Source organism: Pseudomonas sp. Z2-11 (assembly GCF_054161305.1).
In genome coordinates this window covers 5,902,040-5,921,167 of record NZ_CP096395.1, presented here as the reverse complement: position 1 = coordinate 5,921,167, position 19,128 = coordinate 5,902,040, and the positions used below count along the sequence as shown (strand labels likewise).

Sequence of the window (19,128 nt, the reverse complement as noted above, 5' to 3'; positions counted from 1 at the left end):
GGCCTCATCGCGAGCAAGCTCGCTCCCACATTTGTCCAGTGCTGTCCTGTGGGAGCGAGCTTGCTCGCGATGGGGCCGGAACAGCCACCTCTTCCACCTGTGCAACATTTGGAAACGTGTCTACCCACTGTTCGATTGTGGTGCTAAATGTGAGTCCTTATCATTTGCGCTCTGTTCACAATCGAGAGACCGCTACCATGTCGGCCACCAAACGCCTGCTGTCCGCCCTCGCACTGACCCTGATCGGCACTTCCGTCGCCCAGGCTGCCGATGAGGTGGTGGTCTATTCGTCGCGCATCGATGAGCTGATCAAACCGGTTTTCGATGCCTACACCAAGAAGACCGGCGTCGCGGTGAAGTTCATCACCGACAAGGAAGCGCCCCTGATGCAGCGGATCAAGGCCGAAGACAAAAATGCCACCGCCGACCTGCTGCTGACCGTCGACGCCGGCAACCTCTGGCAAGCCGAGCAGATGGGCATTCTGCAGCCGTTCACCTCGCCGGTAATCGATGCCAACATTCCCCCTCAGTATCGGGCGTCGTCCCACGCCTGGACCGGCCTGAGCCTGCGTGCGCGGACCATTGCCTACTCGACTGACCGGGTCAAGCCGGGTGAGCTGACTACTTACGAAGCGCTGGCCGGCAAGGAATGGGAAGGCCGCTTGTGCCTGCGGACCTCGAAAAAGGTCTACAACCAGTCGCTGACCGCGACCCTGATCGAAACCCATGGTGCTGAAAAAACCGAGGAGATCCTCAAAGGCTGGGTCAGGAACCTGTCCACCGACGTATTCTCCGACGACACCGCGCTGCTTGAGGCGATCAATGCCGGCCAGTGCGACGTTGGCATCGTCAACACCTATTACTACGGTCGCCTGCACCAGCAGAAGCCAGACTTGAAGGTCAAGCTGTTCTGGCCGAACCAGGCGGACCGTGGCGTGCACATCAACCTCTCGGGTATCGGCCTGACCAAGCACGCGCCGCACCCGGACGCCGCGAAAAAACTGGTGGAATGGATGACCACGCCTGAAGCGCAAAGCATCTTCGCCGACGTGAACCAGGAATTCCCGGCCAACCCGAAAGTCCAGCCGTCCAAGGAAGTCGCCGCCTGGGGCCAGTTCAAGGCCGATACTCTGCCGGTGGAAGTCGCGGGCAAACGCCAGGCCGAAGCCATTCGCCTGATGGATCGTGCCGGCTGGAACTGAGACGATCCCTTTCAGCTCATTGACGACCCGTGGCGAGGGAGCTTGCTCCCGCTGGGCTACGCAGTAGCCCCAAAGCCCCAGATCATGCCCCGGCATATAGGTCCTGGCAGATATCCCGGGAGGGCTTCGCCCTCCAGCGGGAGCAAGCTCCCTCGCCACATGACCGTTTGTCTTACGAGAGTTTTCCTTGACCCACCCCGCCCAACGCCGCTGGTATCCCCTGGTCTTCGCCGTCGCTGCGCTGGTCCTGTTGCCGTTGAGCGTGCTGTTGCTGTCCTGGCAGAGCATCGACGCGCAGATCTGGTCCCACTTGTGGGAGACCCAGATGCCGCGCCTGCTGGGTAATACCCTGACGCTGATCCTGGGTGTGGGTGTCGGCGTGACGTTGTTGGGGGTCAGTCTGGCGTGGCTTACCAGCCTTTGCGAATTCCCCGGTCGGCGCTGGCTCGATTGGGCGTTGATGTTGCCGTTCGCGATTCCCGCCTATGTGCTGGCGTTTGTTTTCGTCGGCCTGCTGGATTTTGCCGGCCCGGTGCAGACCCTGATGCGCGAATGGTTCGGCAGCGGCTTGCGCCTGCCCCGGGTGCGGTCGACCGGTGGGGTTATCCTGGTGTTGGTGCTGGTGTTCTATCCGTATGTCTATCTGCTCGCGCGTAGCGCCTTCCTGGCTCAAGGCAAGGGTCTGATGGAAGCGGCCCGGGTCCTCGGCCAATCGCCCTGGCAGGCGTTCTGGCGGGTGGCACTGCCGATGGCCCGACCGGCCATTGGCGCGGGCGTGGCGCTGGCGCTGATGGAAACCCTGGCGGATTTCGGCGCGGTGTCGGTGTTCAACTTCGACACCTTTACCACCGCCATCTATAAAACCTGGTACGGCTTCTTCAGTCTTTCCAGCGCCGCCCAACTGGCCAGTCTGTTGCTGCTGGCGGTGATGGTGGTGCTCTACGGTGAACGCCGTGCCCGGGGAGCACAGCGGGCCAGCAACGAACGGCCCCGGGTCAAGGCGCTTTACCATTTGCGCGGTTTCAAGGCGGCGGCGGCCAGCAGCTGGTGCCTGTTGGTTTTCGCGTGCGCGTTCGTCATTCCGGTGCTGCAACTGGTGGTGTGGTTCTGGCAGCGCGGTCGGTTCGACCTGGACGAGCGTTATGCCGGGTTGATCATCCATACCCTCTATCTGGGCGGCCTGGCGGCCCTGGTCACCGTCTGCGTGGCCTTGCTGCTGGCGTTCGCCCGTCGCTTGGCGCCGACCCGCCCGATCCGCGCCGGTGTCGGCCTGGCGAACCTGGGTTATGCCTTGCCGGGTTCAGTGCTGGCGGTGTCGATCATGCTTGCGTTCAGCTATCTGGACCGTGAGTTGGTCATTCCGCTATCGACCCTGCTCGGCGGGGCGGGCAAGCCGTTACTGTTGGGCAGTTTGTCGGCGTTGCTGCTGGCCTACCTGATACGTTTCCTGGCCGTGGCCTACGGTCCGCTGGAAAGCAGCCTGGCGCGGATTCGTCCGTCATTGCCCGAGGCCGCACGAAGCCTTGGCGTCAGTGGGCCACGACTGTTTTTCAAAGTGTATCTGCCGTTGCTACTCCCTGGCACGTTGAGCGCGGCGTTGCTGGTGTTTGTGGATGTGCTCAAGGAAATGCCCGCCACCCTGCTGATGCGCCCGTTCGGCTGGGACACGCTGGCAGTGCGGGTCTTTGAGATGACCAGCGAGGGGGAGTGGGCACGGGCTGCATTGCCGGCGCTGACCCTGGTGCTGGTCGGGCTGTTGCCGGTCATCGGATTGATACGGCGCTCGGCTCATCGACGCGTTCTGAATTAATTGAGAGCGGCTCCAGGTGCCAGTGCCATGGCATGCGGATACAATGCGCGGCATTCGGTGCGGTCCGTCCGTCGGACCGGGTAGCTGAGGGCGCTTTTTTTCAGGCGTTCGTGCTGTGCAGTACCCGTCCGCACCTTCGCCACGCCCGGAAGGAGAAACCCATGGGACAGCGTACGCCTCTGTATGACCTGCATCTCGCCCTTGGCGCGAAGATGGTCGATTTTGGCGGTTGGGATATGCCTTTGCACTACGGCTCGCAGGTCGAGGAACACCATCAGGTGCGCCGCGATTGTGGTGTGTTCGATGTGTCCCACATGACCGTGATCGACGTTGCCGGCCCCCAGGCCAAGGCCTGGCTGCAGCGCTTGCTGGCCAATGACGTCGATCGCTTGCAGGACACCGGCCGGGCGCTGTACAGCACGATGCTCAATGAGCGCGGCGGCATTGTCGATGACATGATCATCTACCGGGTCGAGGACGGCTACCGGCTTGTGTTCAATGCCTCGACCCGCGATCAGGACCTGGCCTGGATGCAGGCTCAACTCGGTGAATACGCGGTGCAACTGCACGAGCGTCCCGAACTGGCGATGCTGGCCATCCAGGGGCCGCAGGCCCGGCACAAGATTGCCGAACTGGTCACGCAATCACGCGGCCAATTGATCCAGCAGCTCAAGCCCTTCGAAGGTCGTGCCGACGGTAACTGGTTCATTGCCCGTACCGGCTACACCGGTGAAGATGGCTTGGAAATCGTCCTGCCGGCCCATGAAGCCCCGAGCTTTTTCAACGATCTGGTGGGCGCTGGCATTCCTCCCATCGGCCTTGGGGCTCGCGATACCTTGCGCCTGGAAGCGGGCATGAACCTCTATGGCCAGGACATTCACCAGGATGTTTCGCCGCTGGCCTCCAACATGGCCTGGAGCATCGCCTGGGAACCTGCGAGTCGCCAGTTCATCGGCCGCTCGGCGCTGGAAGCCGAACTGGCGGCTGGCGTGCAGCACAAACTGGTCGGGCTGGTACTTGAGGAGCGCGGTGTTCTGCGCGCTCATCAGGTGGTCCGCATCGCCAATGTTGGCGAAGGAGAGATCACCAGTGGTAGTTTTTCTCCTACGCTTAGCAAGTCAATCGCCCTGGCACGTGTTCCGATGGCCACCGCCGACCGTGCCGAGGTGGAAATTCGTGGCAAGTGGTACCCGGTACGGGTGGTCAAGCCGACCTTCGTCCGCCATGGCAAAACCCTGATCTAACCTTTTGCGGCGGGCCGCCGGCCGCTGACACTTTCTCTTGAGGACACAGAATATGAGTGATATCCCCGCCGAACTGCGTTTTGCCGAAAGCCACGAGTGGGTGCGCCTGGAAGCCGACGGTACCGTCACCGTGGGCATCAGCGACCATGCGCAGGAAGCTTTGGGCGATGTGGTGTTTGTCGAGCTGACCGAGGTCGGTAAGGTTTTTGCTGCTGGTGATCAGGCTGGAGTGGTGGAGTCGGTCAAGGCCGCTTCCGACATCTACGCCCCCATTGCCGGCGAAGTGATTGCGATCAATGAAGAGTTGGACGGCTCGCCGGAGTTGCTGAACTCCGATCCGTACGGCGCCTGGATCTTCAAGCTCAAGCCAAGCGACAAGGCCGAGTTGGACAGGTTGCTCGATGCTGCCGGCTACAAGGCTGCTATCGGCGAGTAACACTTGATACCTGTGGGAGCGAGCCTGCTCGTGAAGGCGATCAATCAGCAACATCGAGGTTGGCTGACACACCGCTTTCGCGAGCAGGCTCGCTCCCACGTTGGTTTGTGAGATATCCGTCGGGCAAAAAAATGCCGCTCAATCGAGCGGCATTTTTTATCGGCCGGACATCATTCCTGGGCGACGGCGTTTTTCGCCAGGATCGCGTTGGCCAGTTCCATGTCGGTGGCTTGCAGGCCTGGGTTGTCGGCACGGACTTTCTGCATCGCGGCTTCCAGGTAGGGGCCACGGATGCCGCCGTCACTGGCGACGAAGCTGCCGGCGTCGTCCTGGGCGGCGACGATCAGCTTGTTGTCCTTGAAGGTCAGGTAGGTAGAACCGGTGGTCGCACCGGATGAGATGACGTTACGCCAAAACGTGTCGGCCATTGCCGAGCCAACAGGAAGAGAAAGCAAGGCCAGGGTCGCGACAGCAAGTTTGAGACGCATGATAGGTGACTCCACAGGGTTAACTATGACTTTGGATTGCCGCAGCCTTGATTCAGTTCCATGACCCGTCAGTCAGCCCTCGCCACACGCTACTTCTGTTCACTCTGTGGCGTCACCCGCAGCACTTCTTCGACCGTGGTCAGGCCCGCCGCTACCTTTTGTGCGCCCGAGAGCCGCAGGCTGCGCATGCCTTCCTTGAAGGCCTGGCGGCGCACGGCGAGCAGGTCGGTGTCTGGGTGGATCAGGCCTTTGACGCTGTCGCTCAACTGCATGATCTCGTACACCCCGGCCCGCCCCCGATAGCCGGTATCGCGGCATTCCGAGCAGCCGACAGCCTGCTGGGCGTTGGTCGGCAGCGGGGCCTGCCAGGGCCTCGTCAGGGTTTGCCAGTCGTCTTCATCCAGGGTGATGGGCGCCTTGCAATGTGGACACAACGTACGCACCAGGCGCTGGGCCATGACTCCGAGCACTGTAGCCTTGATCAGGTAATGCGGCACGCCGAGCTCCAGCAGGCGGCTGATGGCGCTCGGCGCGTCGTTGGTGTGCAGGGTCGAGAGGACGAGGTGTCCGGTGAGTGCTGCCTGGATTGCCATTTCGGCGGTTTCCAGGTCACGGATCTCGCCGATCATGATGATGTCCGGGTCCTGCCGCATCAACGCACGTACGCCCGCCGCGAAAGACAGCTCGATGTTGTGCTGGACCTGCATCTGGTTGAACGAGGCCTCGACCATCTCGATCGGATCCTCGATGGTGCAGAGGTTCACTTCCGGCGTCGCCAGTTTTTTCAACGTCGTGTAGAGCGTCGTGGTCTTGCCGGACCCGGTGGGGCCCGTGACCAGAATGATGCCGTTGGGCTGGCGGGTCATGTCCTGCCAGCGACGCAGGTCGTCGGCGGAGAAGCCCAGCTGGTCGAAATCCTTGAGCAATACTTCCGGATCGAAGATCCGCATCACCATTTTTTCGCCGAACGCGGTCGGCAAGGTCGACAAGCGCAACTCCACTTCGTTGCCGTCGGGAGTCTTGGTTTTGACGCGACCATCCTGGGGCTTGCGCTTTTCCGCGACGTTCATGCGCCCCAGGCTTTTCAGGCGACTGATGATCGCCATCGTCACCTGCGGCGGGAACTGATAGACGGTGTGCAGCACCCCGTCGATGCGAAAGCGTACGGTGCCCTGCTCCCGGCGCGGTTCGATGTGGATATCGCTGGCCCGCTGCTGGAAGGCGTACTGGAACAGCCAATCGACGATGTTGACGATATGGGCGTCGTTGGCGTCCGGCTCCTGGTCGCTGGCGCCGAGGTTGAGCAGTTGTTCGAAGTTGGTCAGGTTGCTCGGTTGCTGATCGACGGTGGTAGCGCCGCTGACGGATTTGGCCAGGCGATAGAATTCCACGCTCAGGCGCTGGATATCCACCGGGTTGGCGACCACCCGCCTGACCGGCAGCTTGAGCACGTGGGTCAGGTCGGCTTCCCAACTGCTGACGTAAGGCTGGGCACTGGCGACGGTGACGGCGTCACGGTCAACCGCCACTGCGAGAATCTTGTGACGTTGCGCAAAGGCATAGGACATCAGCGGCGTAACGGCCGCCACGTTGATCTTCAACGGGTCGATGCGCATGTAGGGCTGGTCGGCCTGCTGGGCCAGCCACAGCGTCAGGTTCTCAAGGTCCAGGCGCTTGCCGGGTCGGCTGAGGTCGTCCAGGTGTTGGTTGGCGATGAACTCCAGCGGGTGCAACTGGCTGTTGGCGTTATGCCGGCGCCGGGCGTTGAGCGCGGTTTCGGCTGAATCCTGGCTGATGAGGCCCTGGGCGACCAGTTGGCGGAGCAGATCGTTAAGGTCCAGCCAGCGGTCCTGAGTGGCGTGTTTGGTGGACATGGGCGTTCGGGTTCCTATTGGACAGTTGCAGCAAAGCCGCGATGCAGACGCTTCGGCGTCCCGGCTTGTTGTGCAAAAGAATAGTCCCGACCTTATGGACCGTTGGGCCACTACCCGACCAATGCGTTTCCAATTCTTGCCTGCGCACCCCTCAACCGGCCGCCAGGACCCGTCCGGCCCGCGTGATATCGGCGTCCTGCAGGTCCACCGAGCACATGCTGATCAGGTTACGTAATTTTTCAGCAATGACCTGGGCACGGTGCCAGCTCAGCCCATCCAGGACAATGTCCAGCGTCAGCAGATCGTCTTGACGCTCGACGTGGACCTGCTGTGGCGTCAGGCCCTGCAAGGCGAACAGATTCAACGCTCGACACAGCACGTCCGGTTCGGCTTCGGCCTGCATCTGATAATGCACGCGGCAATGGGCGTTGGCGGCGTGCCAGGCGTCGGCGCGGGTCGGGGCGGTGGATACGGTTGCGAGTGAATGCATGTTCGGTCTCCTGGAGGTCGGAAGAAATATTTACATGCATAGAAGGGTATTTCTTACCTAAGATGAGCTATTTAGGGCCTATGGTGAATAAGCTGATTCGCTTATCGGAATATTAAGGGTTTATTTATGCAAAGTGAGCTGGATAGCTACGACCGCAGAATACTGGCGTTGCTGCAAGAGGATGCTTCGCTGTCCAGCGCGCAGATCGCCGAGCAGGTTGGCTTGTCCCAGTCGCCCTGTTGGCGCCGGATTCAGCGGATGAAGGAAGAGGGGATCATTCGGGGACAGGTGACGCTGCTGGACCGCAAGAAAATCGGCCTGAACACGCAGATCTTCGCCGAAATCAAGCTCAACGCCCACGGTCGCTCGAATTTCACCGAGTTCACCGAGGCGATCCGCGGGTTTCCCGAGGTGCTGGAGTGCTACGTGCTGATGGGGTCGGTGGATTTTCTGCTGCGCATCGTCACGGCGGACATCGAGGCGTATGAGCGATTCTTTTTCGAAAAGCTGTCGATGGTGCCGGGGATTCAGGAGGTGAACTCGATCGTGGCGCTGTCGGAGATCAAGTCGACGACGAGTTTGCCGGTGGTGCGCTAGTTGGATCCGAGGTGTATGTGCCGGCCCCTTCGCGAGCAGGCTCGCTCCCACATCGGGATCTCGACATGATCCAGTGTGGGAGCGAGCCTGCTCGCGAAGGCGGTATCACAGGCGCAGCAAAGTCTTCCAGGCCCGATTCTGGTAAACCGCAATCGCCTGCTGCTTGCGCGCATCCAGGAGTTCGTCGGTGATCGATTCGTTGGCCAATTGCGCCAGCTTGTTCAATTCGCCGTAGAGCCGGTCCATCTCAGGAATTTCCAGCACCTGGCGGGCATGATGCAGCCAGGCCTGGATACGTTCGATGCGCGGCAGTTGCTCGGCCAGGTCTTCCGGCTGTTGCTGGTAGCGTTGCAGTTGCAGCGACGAAGCTTCTTCGCTGAGCAGGCGCGGCAGCCAGCTGCCCAGTTGCGCCGCGCCCTGGCGATTGCCGCGGGTGTTGCGGTCGGCGGTCCAGCTGCGGGCGAGCAACCAACGCGAAGCTTCAAGGGAGAAGAGGCCCCAGCGCGGGTCCTGCAGCTCTTCGAGGAATTGCTCCGGCGCCGCCTTGCGCACGTCTTCGTCGTCGAGGCCGGCCTGGACCAGCGGACGCCAGTCTTCCAGCAGCGCATCCAGGGCGACGCGCAGATCATGGGTCGATTGGCGCGGCGCGGCCTGGCCGAGGCTGCTGAGCAATGCGCGCAGTTCGGCGAGGTTTTCCACCCAGTCCTGCAACAGGCGCCAGTGGCCGTTGAAACGATATTGCTCGGCCAGGCGCTGGCTGCTGCCCAGCAGATGCCAGCTCAAAGCGCCAAAAGCATCGTCCAGCGGCGTTTCGGCCGTCAGTTGCGGAGCCGGCAGGCTCAGGGCGTAACTGCTCGCATCATGCAGGCGATAGCCACGTTCAGCCTTGCTGATGTCGCAAGGCATCAAGGGCAGGGTCGCGGCCAGTTCGGCGGCCAGTTCCAGAAGGGCGGCGGGTTCGCCTTCGCGCAGTTCCAGTTCCAGCTCGCAGATTTCTTCCTTCTGCTTGCCGACCACCACGTGGCCCAAGTCCAGGGCGGCCTCGATGACCACCTTGCTTTTGCCACGGCCCCAGGCAATTTCGGCGCGCTCGCGGACGAAATCGGTGGTGAAGATTGCCTTGAGGGTTTTTTTGTCCAGTTCCGCCAGTGCCTCGGGCCAGCATTCGCCGTCGAGCTTCTTCAGGTCGAGCTTGGCCTTGGGCAGGTGCCAGTCGTATTCGTTGCGCTCGGACAGGCCTGCAACGCTCTGGCCACGGGTCTTGATGGTCTGGATGACTTCTTCGCCATCGCGGCGCAGGCGCAGGGCAACCTTGGCCCGGGCGAGGTCACGTTCCGGCGTGTCGAAGTACTGGTTCATCAATTCGTGGCGTTCCCAGCCACTCTTGTTGCGTTTTTTCAACAGCGGATGCTCGCGCAAGGCTGCCAGGGTCTCGCGGCTGACGCGGAGTTTGATTTCGGTTTCTTTCTGCATGGCCGGAAAATCCAGGAATCGGGTGCGCAGCCGGGGGGAGATGTGGCTGCCAGGGTCGTGCAGTGTACAGGACTCGTCGGTCCTCCGCGCCGAACGGTTCCATCCTTGCTCTCGATGGTTCTATGATGGACCCCCAATTTGTAAGCCCGGGAGCCAGCGATGCCTTTGCCGTCCATGAAAGATCAGTTCGCTGCCCTGATCGCCGCGCCTTCGGTCAGTTGTACCCAGCCCAAGCTGGACCAGTCCAACAGCGCCGTGATCGAGCTGCTGGCAGGCTGGCTGTCGGAACTGGGATTCTCCTGTGATATCCAGCAGGTCAGCCCCGGCAAGTTCAACCTTCTCGCCAGCTTCGGCACGGGGCCCGGCGGGCTGGTGCTGGCCGGGCACAGCGACACGGTGCCGTTCGATGGCGCGTTGTGGCAGACCGACCCGCTCAAACTCACCGAAGTCGACGGGCGCTGGGTGGGCCTGGGCAGTTGTGACATGAAAGGTTTTTTCGCCCTGGCCATCGAAGCGGTGCGGCCGTTGCTGGACCAGCCGTTCAGGCAGCCGTTGCTGATCCTCGCCACCTGCGATGAAGAAAGCTCCATGGCGGGCGCCCGTGCCCTGGCCGAGGCAGGGCGGCCGCTCGGACGCGCGGCGGTGATAGGCGAACCGACGGGGCTGAAGCCGATCCGCATGCACAAGGGCGTGATGATGGAGCGTATCGACATCCTTGGGCGCAGCGGCCATTCATCCGACCCGAGCCTGGGCCGCAGCGCGCTCGAAGCGATGCACGACGCCATGGGCGAGCTGCGTGGCCTGCGCCTGCAATGGCAGCGTGAGTTCCGCAATCCACAGTTCACCGTGCCGCAGCCGACCCTGAATTTCGGCTGCATTCATGGCGGCGACAATCCCAACCGGATCTGCGGCCAATGCTCCATGGAGTTCGACCTGCGCCCACTGCCGGGCATGGATCCAGAGGTGCTGCGGGCGGCGATCCGGCAGAAGCTCGACCCCATCGCCGAACGCCATCAGGTGAAGATCGACTACGCACCGCTATTCCCCGAAGCGCCCCCGTTCGAGCAGGCCGAGGACGCCGAGCTGGTGCGGGTGGCCGAACGGCTCACCGGGCATCGTGCCGAAGCAGTGGCGTTCGGCACCGAAGCGCCTTATCTTCAGCGCCTCGGTTGCGAAACCCTGGTATTGGGGCCTGGCGATATCGCCTGCGCCCACCAGCCTGGCGAGTACCTTGAAATGTCACGTTTGCAGCCTACCGTGCAGCTGTTGCGACAGTTGATCGGCCATTACTGCCTGACACCGGCCAGCGCCGGTTAAATTGTCCGCTTGCGGACCCGTATTCATGAGGAGAGCGCGCGTGTCGCCAAGCCTGTTCCGACGATAACCACCAGCCCGCTGTGCGTTCCGCTTCGTCTTTTTTAGGCTGTTATTTATTACAGGCCCAGGTTCATGCCCGAATACGTCAATTGGCTTCGTCACGCTTCGCCCTATATCAACGCCCACCGCGATTGCACCTTCATCGTCATGCTGCCTGGCGACGGGGTGGAGCACCCCAACTTCGGCAACATCGTCCATGACCTGGTGTTGCTGCACAGCCTCGGCGTGAGGCTGGTGCTGGTGCACGGTTCGCGTCCGCAAATCGAGAACCGCCTCGCTGCCCGCGGCCTGACGCCGCATTACCACCATGGCATGCGCATCACCGATGCCGCGACCCTGGAGTGCGTGATCGACGCGGTCGGCCAGTTGCGCATTGCCATCGAGGCGCGCCTGTCGATGGACATGGCTTCTTCGCCGATGCAAGGCTCGCGGTTGCGCGTGGCCAGCGGCAACCTGGTTACCGCGCGGCCGATCGGCGTGCTCGAAGGCGTGGACTATCACCACACAGGGGAAGTGCGTCGGGTTGACCGCAAGGGCATCAACCGACTGTTGGATGAGCGCTCGATCGTTCTGCTGTCGCCGTTGGGCTATTCACCGACCGGGGAGATTTTCAACCTGGCGTGTGAAGACGTCGCGACCCGGGCGGCCATCGATCTGGCCGCCGACAAACTCCTGCTGTTCGGCGCCGAGCAGGGCCTGATCGGCGAGGATGGGCGGCTGGTTCGCGAACTGCGACCGCAACAGGTCCCGGCCCACATGCAACGTCTGGGCAGCGATTATCAGGCCGAGCTGCTGGATGCGGCGGCGCAGGCCTGCCGGGGCGGCGTCGCGCGTAGCCACATCGTCAGCTATGCCGAGGACGGTGCGCTGCTGGCCGAACTGTTCACCCGCGATGGCAGCGGCACGCTCGTGGCCCAGGAACAATTCGAGGTGGTGCGCGAAGCCGCCATCGAGGATGTCGGCGGCTTGCTGGACCTGATCAGTCCTTTGGAGGAACAGGGCATTCTGGTACGGCGTTCCCGCGAGGTGCTGGAGCGCGAGATCGAGCAATTCAGCGTGGTCGAGCGCGAAGGCATGATCATCGCGTGCGCGGCGCTGTACCAGATCGCCGATTCGGATGCCGGGGAACTCGCCTGCCTGGCCGTGAATCCGGAATACCGCCACGGTGGCCGGGGCGATGAGCTGCTGGAGCGGATCGAAACCCGGGCCCGCGCCCAGGGCCTCAAGACCCTGTTCGTGCTGACGACCCGGACCGCCCACTGGTTCCGCGAGCGCGGCTTCGAGCCCAGCAGTGTCGACCGCCTGCCGGCGGCGCGGGCTTCGTTGTACAACTATCAGCGTAATTCGAAGATCTTCGAAAAGTCACTGTAAACAACCCGCCTGTCCAATCACGCTGCCGCGACTTTCTTGATTTCAGACCATCAGCGACTAGTCTGGAAAGCCTCAAGATCGCGGCATGCGCACGCATTGGCATGTCGCGCGAGAGCACCGACGAAACACCATTCAGGAATCCTCGGCGGCGCCGATAAGCCGATTCAGGGCTTGATGACGCTTTGATGGCAAGCATATGTCGAAACGAGCTGAAAACTGATGAAACAATTCTTTTTGGATTTATAAAGAATCCATTATTCTTCCGGCCGGTGTCGCGGGGTTAGACCATGGTCGTAGTCCGAAAGGGTTACGGTTGACTTGCCAGTCACGGTCTGGCGCTAATCGCGCATCCGCGGATTCCGGGCGTTCGAACCGGAACCAAAGACACACAAGAATTAGAAAACGAGAGGAGCGATACATGAAGAAGTCCACCTTGGCCCTGGCTGTGGCCGTTGGGGTAATGGCGCAGCAGGCAGGCGCCGCCGGTTTTATCGAGGACAGCAAGGCGTCGGTCAGTTCTCGCACCATGTACTTTGACAACGACAACCGTGAAGGCGATGAGGACCAGCGCGAGGCGGCGACCGGCCTGAAGTTCGACTACAAGTCCGGCTTCACTCAAGGTGTCGTTGGTTTTGGTATCGACGCCCAGGCGATGGTTGGTCTTCACCTTGATGGTGGTAAAGGTCAGCGTCCAGACGCCAATAACTCCTTCTCGCCAAGTGACTCCGACGGGTCCGCGGAGCACAGCTGGAGCCGTGGGTCGGCCAACGTGAAGGCGCTTTTCTCCAAGACCGAGGCCCACCTGGGTGGTGCACTGCAGCCTAACCTGCCGATCCTGGTCGCCAACGATGGCCGTCTGCTGCCGCAAACCTTCGAAGGTGGCACTATCACCTCCAAGGACCTGGACAACGTGACGTTCAACGCCGGCCAACTGGAGCGCGCCGTAGGCCGTGCCGGTACCAACAGCACCGGCCTGGCAGTGAACGGCGGTACCGAGGACAGCAACCAGTTCCGTTACGCCGGTGCTGACTGGAAGGTCACCAAGGACCTGACCCTGCAGTACTACTACGCCAACCTGCAGGATTACTACAAGCAGCACTTCCTGGGCGCTGTGCATGTTTTCCCGATCACCGAAGGCCAGTCGTTCAAGACTGACCTGCGTTACTTCGACAGCAGCTCGGATGGCCGTAACGGCGACCCAGGCTATCGCTTCAACAACAACGGTGGTTACGCCAAGACTCCGGGCGAGGTCGATAACAAGACCTGGAGCGCCATGTTCACCTACACCCTGGGTGGCAGCGCGTTCCTGTTGGGTCACCAGCAAGTCGGCGATGACGGTGGCTTCGTCTACCTGAACCAGGGCAGCCTGCTCAATGACAGCGGCCGCAACGAAGGCGCCGGTGGCTCGAGCTTCTACCTGTTCACCGATAGCATGATCCATCAGTTCGTTCGTGCGGGTGAGAACACCACCTTCGGTCAATACTCGTACGACTTCACCGGCCTGGGCGTTCCTGGCCTGAAGGCAGCGATTGCCTACCTGCACGGTGACGACATCAAGTCTGCTACCGGCGGAAGCGAAACTTCCGAGTGGGAACGCGACATGCGCCTGGACTACGTTGTCCAGCAAGGCCCGCTCAAGGGCTTCGGCACTACCCTGCGTCATGGCTCCTACCGTGGCAGCAGCACCGGTATCGCCGACCAGGATCAGACCCGTCTGATCTTCAACTACACTTACAACTTCATGTAAGTCGTAGCGAAGTAAAAAAGCCCCGCCCGGCAGCACGCCGGGCGGGGCTTTTGCGTTTTTGGCTCAGCGAGCCGGATAGAGTCTTTATCCCTTGGACTGCGCCGCGTCCTTGCGCAAGATGTACGCGCTGAACCCGAGGAAATCGTCCAAGTGCCCGGTAATGATCGCGATCATGATCGGCAGTTGCAGGGCTTGATAGTCATGCACGGCGATGTTCCTGAAGCCCACCATGTTCTTCAGGTTTTTCACCAGGCCTTCCTCCAGCCAGCCACCTTGCAAAAGCAGCTCGAATGTATCGCGAGCACTTTGCGGAACACCCAGCCGCTCACGTCGAATCAAGTGCTGTCCCATGTCCAGTGCTGCTTCACACGCCCGTTGGATGTTCAGGACTGCCGAGTCCTGGCGAGTGAAATCGGTGGCAAACGTAGCGGGATCTTTCTCGTATTCTTCCCGCACCCTGGCGACGCAACGCTCGATACTTGCTGCCTTGTTGATCAAAACATCATCGGCCATACACGCTGCCTTCTTCCTGAATATCCTTGAGCAAGCCTGCCCGAGCCTCATCCAGAGCGGTTTTTTCGCTGAGAATGAAACATTCATACAAACCCGCCTGTACGTCTCTGGCCCAGAGCCGCTGGCCTCGGGTCACGATCTGGTATTGCATGACGGTCGTTGCCGCGCGTAGATCGATCAGATCGACGGGACTGCCAGCGATATCGGCCAAATCTCCTGAGAGCTGCCACAGCGAAACAGGGTCGACCTCGCCGGACAAGAGCACCGCCAGATCGACGTCGCTATCAGGTCCCGCGGTGCCCTGTGCATGGCTACCGAACAGGTAAACCGCCAGCAGCCCAGGGAGATGGTGATGCAGATAAGACAACAAGGCTTGAGTGTTCATGCTGCCTATCCTAGCCGCTCATTCTGAAATCGACGCAATAATTTGCGGAGTGCAAATGCAGAACAAAAAAAAAGCCCCGCCCGGCAGCACGCCGGGCGGGGCTTTTGCGTTTCGGGTCCGGCCCACCCCTGTAGCCTTCCCCGAACCTTCTCCTCTTTTCAGCAACTCGAGGCCTTCTCGAAACCTCGGCGATGATCTTGGTCCGCTATGCACGAGAGCGCCAGTGAACAGTTTTTTATATTCAATCAAGATCTAAACAAATGGGTATTCATTCTTTTTCAAGCAATGAAAAGCGGTGCACAGTTGGGCCACAACTACTCAACCAGGAGCTGCACCATGAGCCTCAGACTTGGCGACATCGCCCCCGATTTCGAACAGGATTCCAGCGCCGGCAAGATTCGCTTCCATGAATGGCTCGGTGATAGCTGGGGTGTGTTGTTCTCCCATCCAGCGGATTTCACCCCGGTGTGCACCACCGAACTGGGCCTTACCGCCAAGCTCAAGGATGAATTCGCCAAGCGCGGCGTCAAGGCCATTGCCCTTTCGGTAGACCCGGTGGACTCACATCACAAGTGGATCGAGGACATCAACGAAACCCAGAATGCCGTGGTCAATTTTCCGATCCTGGCCGACGCCGACCGCAAGGTGTCCGACCTCTACGACCTGATCCACCCCAACGCCAGCGACACGTTGACCGTGCGTTCCTTGTTCGTGATTGACCCGAACAAGAAGATCCGCCTGACCATCACCTACCCGGCGAGCACCGGGCGCAACTTCAATGAGATCCTGCGGGTAATCGATTCCTTGCAGCTGACCGACAACTACAAGGTCGCCACGCCGGCGAACTGGCAGGATGGCGATGAAGTGGTGATCGTGCCGTCGCTCAAGGATGAGGAGGAACTCAAGCAGCGCTTTCCCAAAGGCTATCGCGCCGTCAAACCATACCTGCGCCTGACGCCGCAGCCTAATCGCTGAGGCAAAACCAGAACCAGAACCAGAACCTGTGGGAGCGAGCCTGCTCGCGAAGGCGACCGATCAGCCAGTATTGAGGTTCGACTGACACACCGCTATCGCGAGCAGGCTCGCTCCCGCAGCTGATCTTCTGTGCACCAAGGGTTTTGGCCGTTTCGACGGCCTTTTTTATTGCCTCAAGGAAAGCTGACCATATATCTCTTAAATGCATAACCAAATGAATAAATATGATTTAAAGATATATGAATGCCCTGTTATGGTTTGCTCCATACAGCGAGATCGCCCACCGCGAATCGCACGTGAATTCAAGGAATGGTTGGCATGTTGGTTGTCTCGCTCGGCGGCAGTCCCAGCCAGCGCTCCCGATCAGGAGTGCTGCTGGAGCGCTCGCAACGTTGGTTGCAGCAGCAAGGTGTGGAAGTGGTGAGCTATCAGGTGCGTGATTTTCCCGCCGAGGATCTGCTCCATGCCCGCTTCGATAGCCCCAAGGTACTGGACCTGCTGGCCCAGATCGAAAACGCCGACGGCCTGGTGATCGCTACGCCTGTCTACAAGGCGTCTTTCTCCGGCGCGTTGAAAACGGTACTGGACCTGCTGCCCGAACGCGCGCTGGCCCATAAGGTAGTGTTGCCCATGGCGACAGGCGGCAGCATCGCCCACATGCTGGCGGTGGACTACGCCCTGAAGCCGGTGTTGTCGGCACTCAAGGCCCAGGAAATGCTGCATGGGATTTTCGCCGAGGACAACCAGATCGCTTACGGCGAAGGCAGCGCCCAGGCGCAATTGGCGCCGGCCCTGCAGCAGCGTCTGGACGAGGCGCTTGAACAGTTCTACAGCGCCATGGCCCGGCGGCCCAAGCCGCTGGATCCCAGCGTATTGAACGAACGTCTGTTGAGTGCTCGCTGGAGCATCTGACTCGCTACATCCCTGATTCAACTCCACCTTACTCAGCCGCCACCGGCCAAGCAGGTGCAGCCAAAACCCCACAGCAAAAAGGAGAGGCGCCATGCGCACTGTCATTTTGCGTCGCGGGCTGGTCGCTCTGTTTGCTGCGGCTGTGTCCTTCGGCGCCATCACCCAGGCTCAGGCCGAAACCTTGCGGATCGGCTATCAGAAGTACGGCACGCTGGTGCTGCTCAAGGCCAAGGGCACCTTGGAAAAACGCCTCGCCGCCCAAGGCGTCGACGTGCAATGGACCGAATTTCCCGGCGGCCCGCAGCTGCTGGAAGGCCTGAACGTCGGCTCGATCGATTTTGGCGTGACTGGCGAAACCCCGCCGGTGTTTGCCCAGGCGGCAGGCGCGGATTTGCTTTATGTCGCCTACGAGCCACCGGCGCCGAACAGCGAGGCAATCCTGGTGCCCAAGGGCTCGCCGATCCAGTCGGTGCAGGAGCTCAAGGGCAAGAAAGTCGCGCTGAACAAAGGCTCGAACGTCCACTACCTGCTGGTACGCGCGCTGGAAGATGCCGGCCTCGAATATTCCGACATCCTGACGGTTTTCCTGCCGCCGGCGGATGCCCGTGCCGCGTTCGAACGCGGCAGCGTGGACGCCTGGGTAATCTGGGACCCGTACCAGGCAGCCGCCGAACAACAGTTGCAGGCACGCACCCTGCGTGACGGCAAGGGCATCGTCGACAACCACCAGTTCTATCTGGCGACCAAACCTTACGCGCAAAAAAATCCCCAGGTCATCACGACGCTGGTGGAAGAGGTGCGTGCGGTAGGGGAGTGGTCCAAGGCCAACCCTGAAGACGTGACCCGGCAGGTCTCGCCGCTGCTCGGCCTGCCGGCGGACATCACCCTGACGTCGGTGAAACGCCAAGGCTATGGGGCTCTGTTCCTGACGCCGGAGGTGGTCGCGGCGCAGCAGAAAATCGCCGACAGCTTCTATCAGCTCAAATTGATTCCCAAGCCCTTGAGCATCAAGGACGTGATCTGGACGCCGCCGGCGGCCGTTGCGAACGCGCAGTAATTCGATCCCTTAGGAGACCACTCCATGAGCCTCAATATTTTCTGGTTCCTGCCCACCCACGGCGATGGCCATTACCTTGGCACCGCTGAAGGCGCCCGCGCCGTCGATCATGGTTACCTGCAACAGATTGCCCAGGCTGCCGATCGGCTGGGTTTCGGCGGGGTGTTGATTCCTACCGGGCGTTCCTGCGAAGACTCCTGGCTGGTAGCCGCTTCGTTGATTCCGGTGACCCAGCGCCTGAAGTTCCTGGTTGCCCTGCGCCCCGGGATCATTTCCCCGACGGTGGCGGCGCGTCAGGCCGCGACGCTGGATCGGCTGTCCGGCGGGCGGGCGCTGTTCAACCTGGTGACGGGTGGCGATCCGGACGAGCTGGCCGGTGACGGGCTGTTCCTGGACCACGAGCAACGCTACCAGGCATCGGTGGAATTCACCCGGATCTGGCGTCGGGTGCTGGAGGGCGAGACGGTCGATTACGACGGTGAACACATCAGTGTGAAGGGCGCCAAGCTGCTCTATCCGCCGATCCAGCAACCGCGTCCGCCGCTGTATTTCGGCGGCTCGTCGGAAGCCGCCCAGGATCTCGCCGCCGAGCAGGTGGAAATGGTCCTGACCTGGGGCGAACCGCCCGCCGCCGTCGCGGAAAAAATCGCCCAGGTGCGAGCCAAGGCCGAGAAGCTTGGGCGCACCGTGCGTTTCGGCATTCGCCTGCATGTGATCGTGCGGGAAACCAACGCCGAAGCCTGGCAAGCGGCCGACCGCTTGATCTCCCACCTGGACGACGAAACCATCGCTCGCGCCCAAGCGTCCCTTGCGCGTTTCGACTCGGTGGGCCAACAACGCATGGCCGCGTTGCACGGCGGTCGGCGCGACAAGCTGGAAGTCAGCCCCAACCTCTGGGCCGGTGTCGGCCTGGTGCGCGGCGGTGCCGGAACGGCGCTGGTGGGCGATGGCCCGACCGTGGCTGAGCGGGTCAAGGAATACGCCGACCTGGGTATCGACACGTTCATTTTCTCGGGTTATCCACACCTGGAAGAATCCTATCGGGTGGCGGAACTGTTGTTCCCGCACCTCGATGTGGAGCGCCCGGAACTGCCGAAAAGCCAGGGTTATGTGAGCCCGTTCGGTGAAATGGTCGCCAACGATATCCTGCCCAAAGCTGCTTCGCAGAGCTGAGGCG

At 61.3% G+C, this 19,128-nt stretch carries 18 protein-coding genes; 12 read left to right on the top strand and 6 right to left on the bottom strand.

What is annotated here, in order from left to right; genetic code table 11:
* The first annotated feature begins 197 nt into the window (after positions 1-197).
* The 4 genes from M1E16_RS26440 to gcvH all read left to right on the top strand — a co-directional run bounded on the left by M1E16_RS26440 (position 198) and on the right by gcvH (position 4,692).
* Positions 198-1,202, top strand: coding sequence for an extracellular solute-binding protein (locus M1E16_RS26440; RefSeq protein WP_434654821.1), 1,005 nt, complete (start codon positions 198-200; stop codon positions 1,200-1,202).
* 187 nt (positions 1,203-1,389) lie between these two features.
* On the top strand, positions 1,390-3,012 hold the full coding sequence (locus M1E16_RS26435) for an ABC transporter permease (RefSeq protein WP_434696476.1): 1,623 nt from the start codon (positions 1,390-1,392) through the stop codon (positions 3,010-3,012).
* A 161-nt stretch (positions 3,013-3,173) separates the two neighbouring features.
* The gene (gene gcvT / locus M1E16_RS26430) at positions 3,174-4,256 is read left to right on the top strand and encodes a glycine cleavage system aminomethyltransferase GcvT (RefSeq protein WP_458128759.1); all 1,083 of its coding nucleotides are present in this window, start codon (positions 3,174-3,176) and stop codon (positions 4,254-4,256) included.
* 52 nt (positions 4,257-4,308) lie between these two features.
* Positions 4,309-4,692, top strand: a complete 384-nt coding sequence (gcvH, locus tag M1E16_RS26425; protein WP_458128758.1) for a glycine cleavage system protein GcvH — start codon at positions 4,309-4,311, stop codon at positions 4,690-4,692.
* Positions 4,693-4,862: 170 nt separating this feature from the next.
* On the opposite strand, the gene M1E16_RS26420 is transcribed toward gcvH, so the two are convergent.
* The 3 genes from M1E16_RS26420 to M1E16_RS26410 all read right to left on the bottom strand — a co-directional run bounded on the left by M1E16_RS26420 (position 4,863) and on the right by M1E16_RS26410 (position 7,544).
* Positions 4,863-5,183 (bottom strand): DUF2388 domain-containing protein, encoded by a 321-nt coding sequence (locus M1E16_RS26420; protein WP_186707601.1) that lies wholly within the window; start codon positions 5,181-5,183, stop codon positions 4,863-4,865.
* Positions 5,184-5,269: 86 nt separating this feature from the next.
* Positions 5,270-7,054, bottom strand: coding sequence for a GspE/PulE family protein (locus M1E16_RS26415; protein ID WP_305498037.1), 1,785 nt, complete (start codon positions 7,052-7,054; stop codon positions 5,270-5,272).
* Between the two features lie 151 nt (positions 7,055-7,205).
* The gene (locus tag M1E16_RS26410) at positions 7,206-7,544 is read right to left on the bottom strand and encodes a hypothetical protein (RefSeq protein ID WP_434602191.1); all 339 of its coding nucleotides are present in this window, start codon (positions 7,542-7,544) and stop codon (positions 7,206-7,208) included.
* A gap of 126 nt (positions 7,545-7,670) precedes the next feature.
* Between M1E16_RS26410 and M1E16_RS26405 the strand changes: the two genes are divergently transcribed.
* Positions 7,671-8,141, top strand: coding sequence for an Lrp/AsnC family transcriptional regulator (locus tag M1E16_RS26405; protein WP_434627227.1), 471 nt, complete (start codon positions 7,671-7,673; stop codon positions 8,139-8,141).
* 105 nt (positions 8,142-8,246) lie between these two features.
* Here M1E16_RS26405 and M1E16_RS26400 read toward each other — a convergent pair whose 3' ends face one another.
* Positions 8,247-9,614: a CYTH domain-containing protein gene (locus M1E16_RS26400; RefSeq protein WP_458128757.1), complete on the bottom strand. Its 1,368-nt coding sequence runs from the start codon at positions 9,612-9,614 to the stop codon at positions 8,247-8,249.
* Between the two features lie 159 nt (positions 9,615-9,773).
* Between M1E16_RS26400 and argE the strand changes: the two genes are divergently transcribed.
* The 3 genes from argE (at position 9,774) to M1E16_RS26385 (ending at position 14,109) form a co-directional block, all read left to right on the top strand.
* Positions 9,774-10,931 carry an acetylornithine deacetylase gene (gene argE, locus M1E16_RS26395; RefSeq protein ID WP_434654833.1) on the top strand — a complete coding sequence of 386 codons (1,158 nt, stop codon included), beginning with the start codon at positions 9,774-9,776 and terminating at the stop codon, positions 10,929-10,931.
* A 132-nt stretch (positions 10,932-11,063) separates the two neighbouring features.
* Entirely contained in the window at positions 11,064-12,362 is a 1,299-nt protein-coding gene (gene argA / locus M1E16_RS26390) for an amino-acid N-acetyltransferase (RefSeq protein ID WP_458128756.1), read from the top strand.
* A 418-nt stretch (positions 12,363-12,780) separates the two neighbouring features.
* A complete protein-coding gene (locus M1E16_RS26385) occupies positions 12,781-14,109 on the top strand; it encodes an OprD family outer membrane porin (protein WP_458128755.1) in 1,329 nt (442 codons plus the stop codon).
* Between the two features lie 84 nt (positions 14,110-14,193).
* On the opposite strand, the gene hepT is transcribed toward M1E16_RS26385, so the two are convergent.
* Complete coding sequence (gene hepT, locus M1E16_RS26380) at positions 14,194-14,622, bottom strand: type VII toxin-antitoxin system HepT family RNase toxin (RefSeq protein WP_434627234.1); 429 nt, start codon at positions 14,620-14,622, stop codon at positions 14,194-14,196.
* Positions 14,612-15,007, bottom strand: coding sequence for a type VII toxin-antitoxin system MntA family adenylyltransferase antitoxin (gene mntA / locus M1E16_RS26375; protein ID WP_458128754.1), 396 nt, complete (start codon positions 15,005-15,007; stop codon positions 14,612-14,614). Before mntA ends, hepT begins: the two co-directional genes overlap by 11 nt.
* A 336-nt stretch (positions 15,008-15,343) precedes the next feature.
* On the opposite strand from mntA, the gene M1E16_RS26370 reads away from it, so the two are divergent.
* From M1E16_RS26370 to ssuD, 4 genes are all read left to right on the top strand, one after another.
* Complete coding sequence (locus M1E16_RS26370; protein WP_003206652.1) at positions 15,344-15,982, top strand: peroxiredoxin; 639 nt, start codon at positions 15,344-15,346, stop codon at positions 15,980-15,982.
* Positions 15,983-16,300: 318 nt separating this feature from the next.
* Positions 16,301-16,894 (top strand): NADPH-dependent FMN reductase, encoded by a 594-nt coding sequence (gene ssuE, locus M1E16_RS26365; RefSeq protein WP_305498044.1) that lies wholly within the window; start codon positions 16,301-16,303, stop codon positions 16,892-16,894.
* Between the two features lie 91 nt (positions 16,895-16,985).
* Positions 16,986-17,951, top strand: coding sequence for a sulfonate ABC transporter substrate-binding protein (locus M1E16_RS26360; RefSeq protein ID WP_458128753.1), 966 nt, complete (start codon positions 16,986-16,988; stop codon positions 17,949-17,951).
* Positions 17,952-17,975: 24 nt separating this feature from the next.
* The gene (ssuD, locus tag M1E16_RS26355) at positions 17,976-19,124 is read left to right on the top strand and encodes an FMNH2-dependent alkanesulfonate monooxygenase (protein WP_305498046.1); all 1,149 of its coding nucleotides are present in this window, start codon (positions 17,976-17,978) and stop codon (positions 19,122-19,124) included.
* Positions 19,125-19,128: the final 4 nt, after the last annotated feature.

What these genes read in the sequence shown, in the direction of transcription:
- M1E16_RS26440 (WP_434654821.1), top strand. Translation starts at nt 198, where the DNA reads ATGTCGGCCACCAAACGCCTGCTGTCCGCCCTCGCACTGACCCTGATC.
- gcvT (WP_458128759.1), top strand. Translation starts at nt 3,174, where the DNA reads ATGGGACAGCGTACGCCTCTGTATGACCTGCATCTCGCCCTTGGCGCG.
- gcvH (WP_458128758.1), top strand. Translation starts at nt 4,309, where the DNA reads ATGAGTGATATCCCCGCCGAACTGCGTTTTGCCGAAAGCCACGAGTGG.
- M1E16_RS26415 (WP_305498037.1), bottom strand. Translation starts at nt 7,054, where the DNA reads ATGTCCACCAAACACGCCACTCAGGACCGCTGGCTGGACCTTAACGAT.
- M1E16_RS26410 (WP_434602191.1), bottom strand. Translation starts at nt 7,544, where the DNA reads ATGCATTCACTCGCAACCGTATCCACCGCCCCGACCCGCGCCGACGCC.
- M1E16_RS26405 (WP_434627227.1), top strand. Translation starts at nt 7,671, where the DNA reads ATGCAAAGTGAGCTGGATAGCTACGACCGCAGAATACTGGCGTTGCTG.
- M1E16_RS26400 (WP_458128757.1), bottom strand. Translation starts at nt 9,614, where the DNA reads ATGCAGAAAGAAACCGAAATCAAACTCCGCGTCAGCCGCGAGACCCTG.
- argE (WP_434654833.1), top strand. Translation starts at nt 9,774, where the DNA reads ATGCCTTTGCCGTCCATGAAAGATCAGTTCGCTGCCCTGATCGCCGCG.
- argA (WP_458128756.1), top strand. Translation starts at nt 11,064, where the DNA reads ATGCCCGAATACGTCAATTGGCTTCGTCACGCTTCGCCCTATATCAAC.
- M1E16_RS26385 (WP_458128755.1), top strand. Translation starts at nt 12,781, where the DNA reads ATGAAGAAGTCCACCTTGGCCCTGGCTGTGGCCGTTGGGGTAATGGCG.
- hepT (WP_434627234.1), bottom strand. Translation starts at nt 14,622, where the DNA reads ATGGCCGATGATGTTTTGATCAACAAGGCAGCAAGTATCGAGCGTTGC.
- mntA (WP_458128754.1), bottom strand. Translation starts at nt 15,007, where the DNA reads ATGAACACTCAAGCCTTGTTGTCTTATCTGCATCACCATCTCCCTGGG.
- M1E16_RS26370 (WP_003206652.1), top strand. Translation starts at nt 15,344, where the DNA reads ATGAGCCTCAGACTTGGCGACATCGCCCCCGATTTCGAACAGGATTCC.
- ssuE (WP_305498044.1), top strand. Translation starts at nt 16,301, where the DNA reads ATGTTGGTTGTCTCGCTCGGCGGCAGTCCCAGCCAGCGCTCCCGATCA.
- M1E16_RS26360 (WP_458128753.1), top strand. Translation starts at nt 16,986, where the DNA reads ATGCGCACTGTCATTTTGCGTCGCGGGCTGGTCGCTCTGTTTGCTGCG.
- ssuD (WP_305498046.1), top strand. Translation starts at nt 17,976, where the DNA reads ATGAGCCTCAATATTTTCTGGTTCCTGCCCACCCACGGCGATGGCCAT.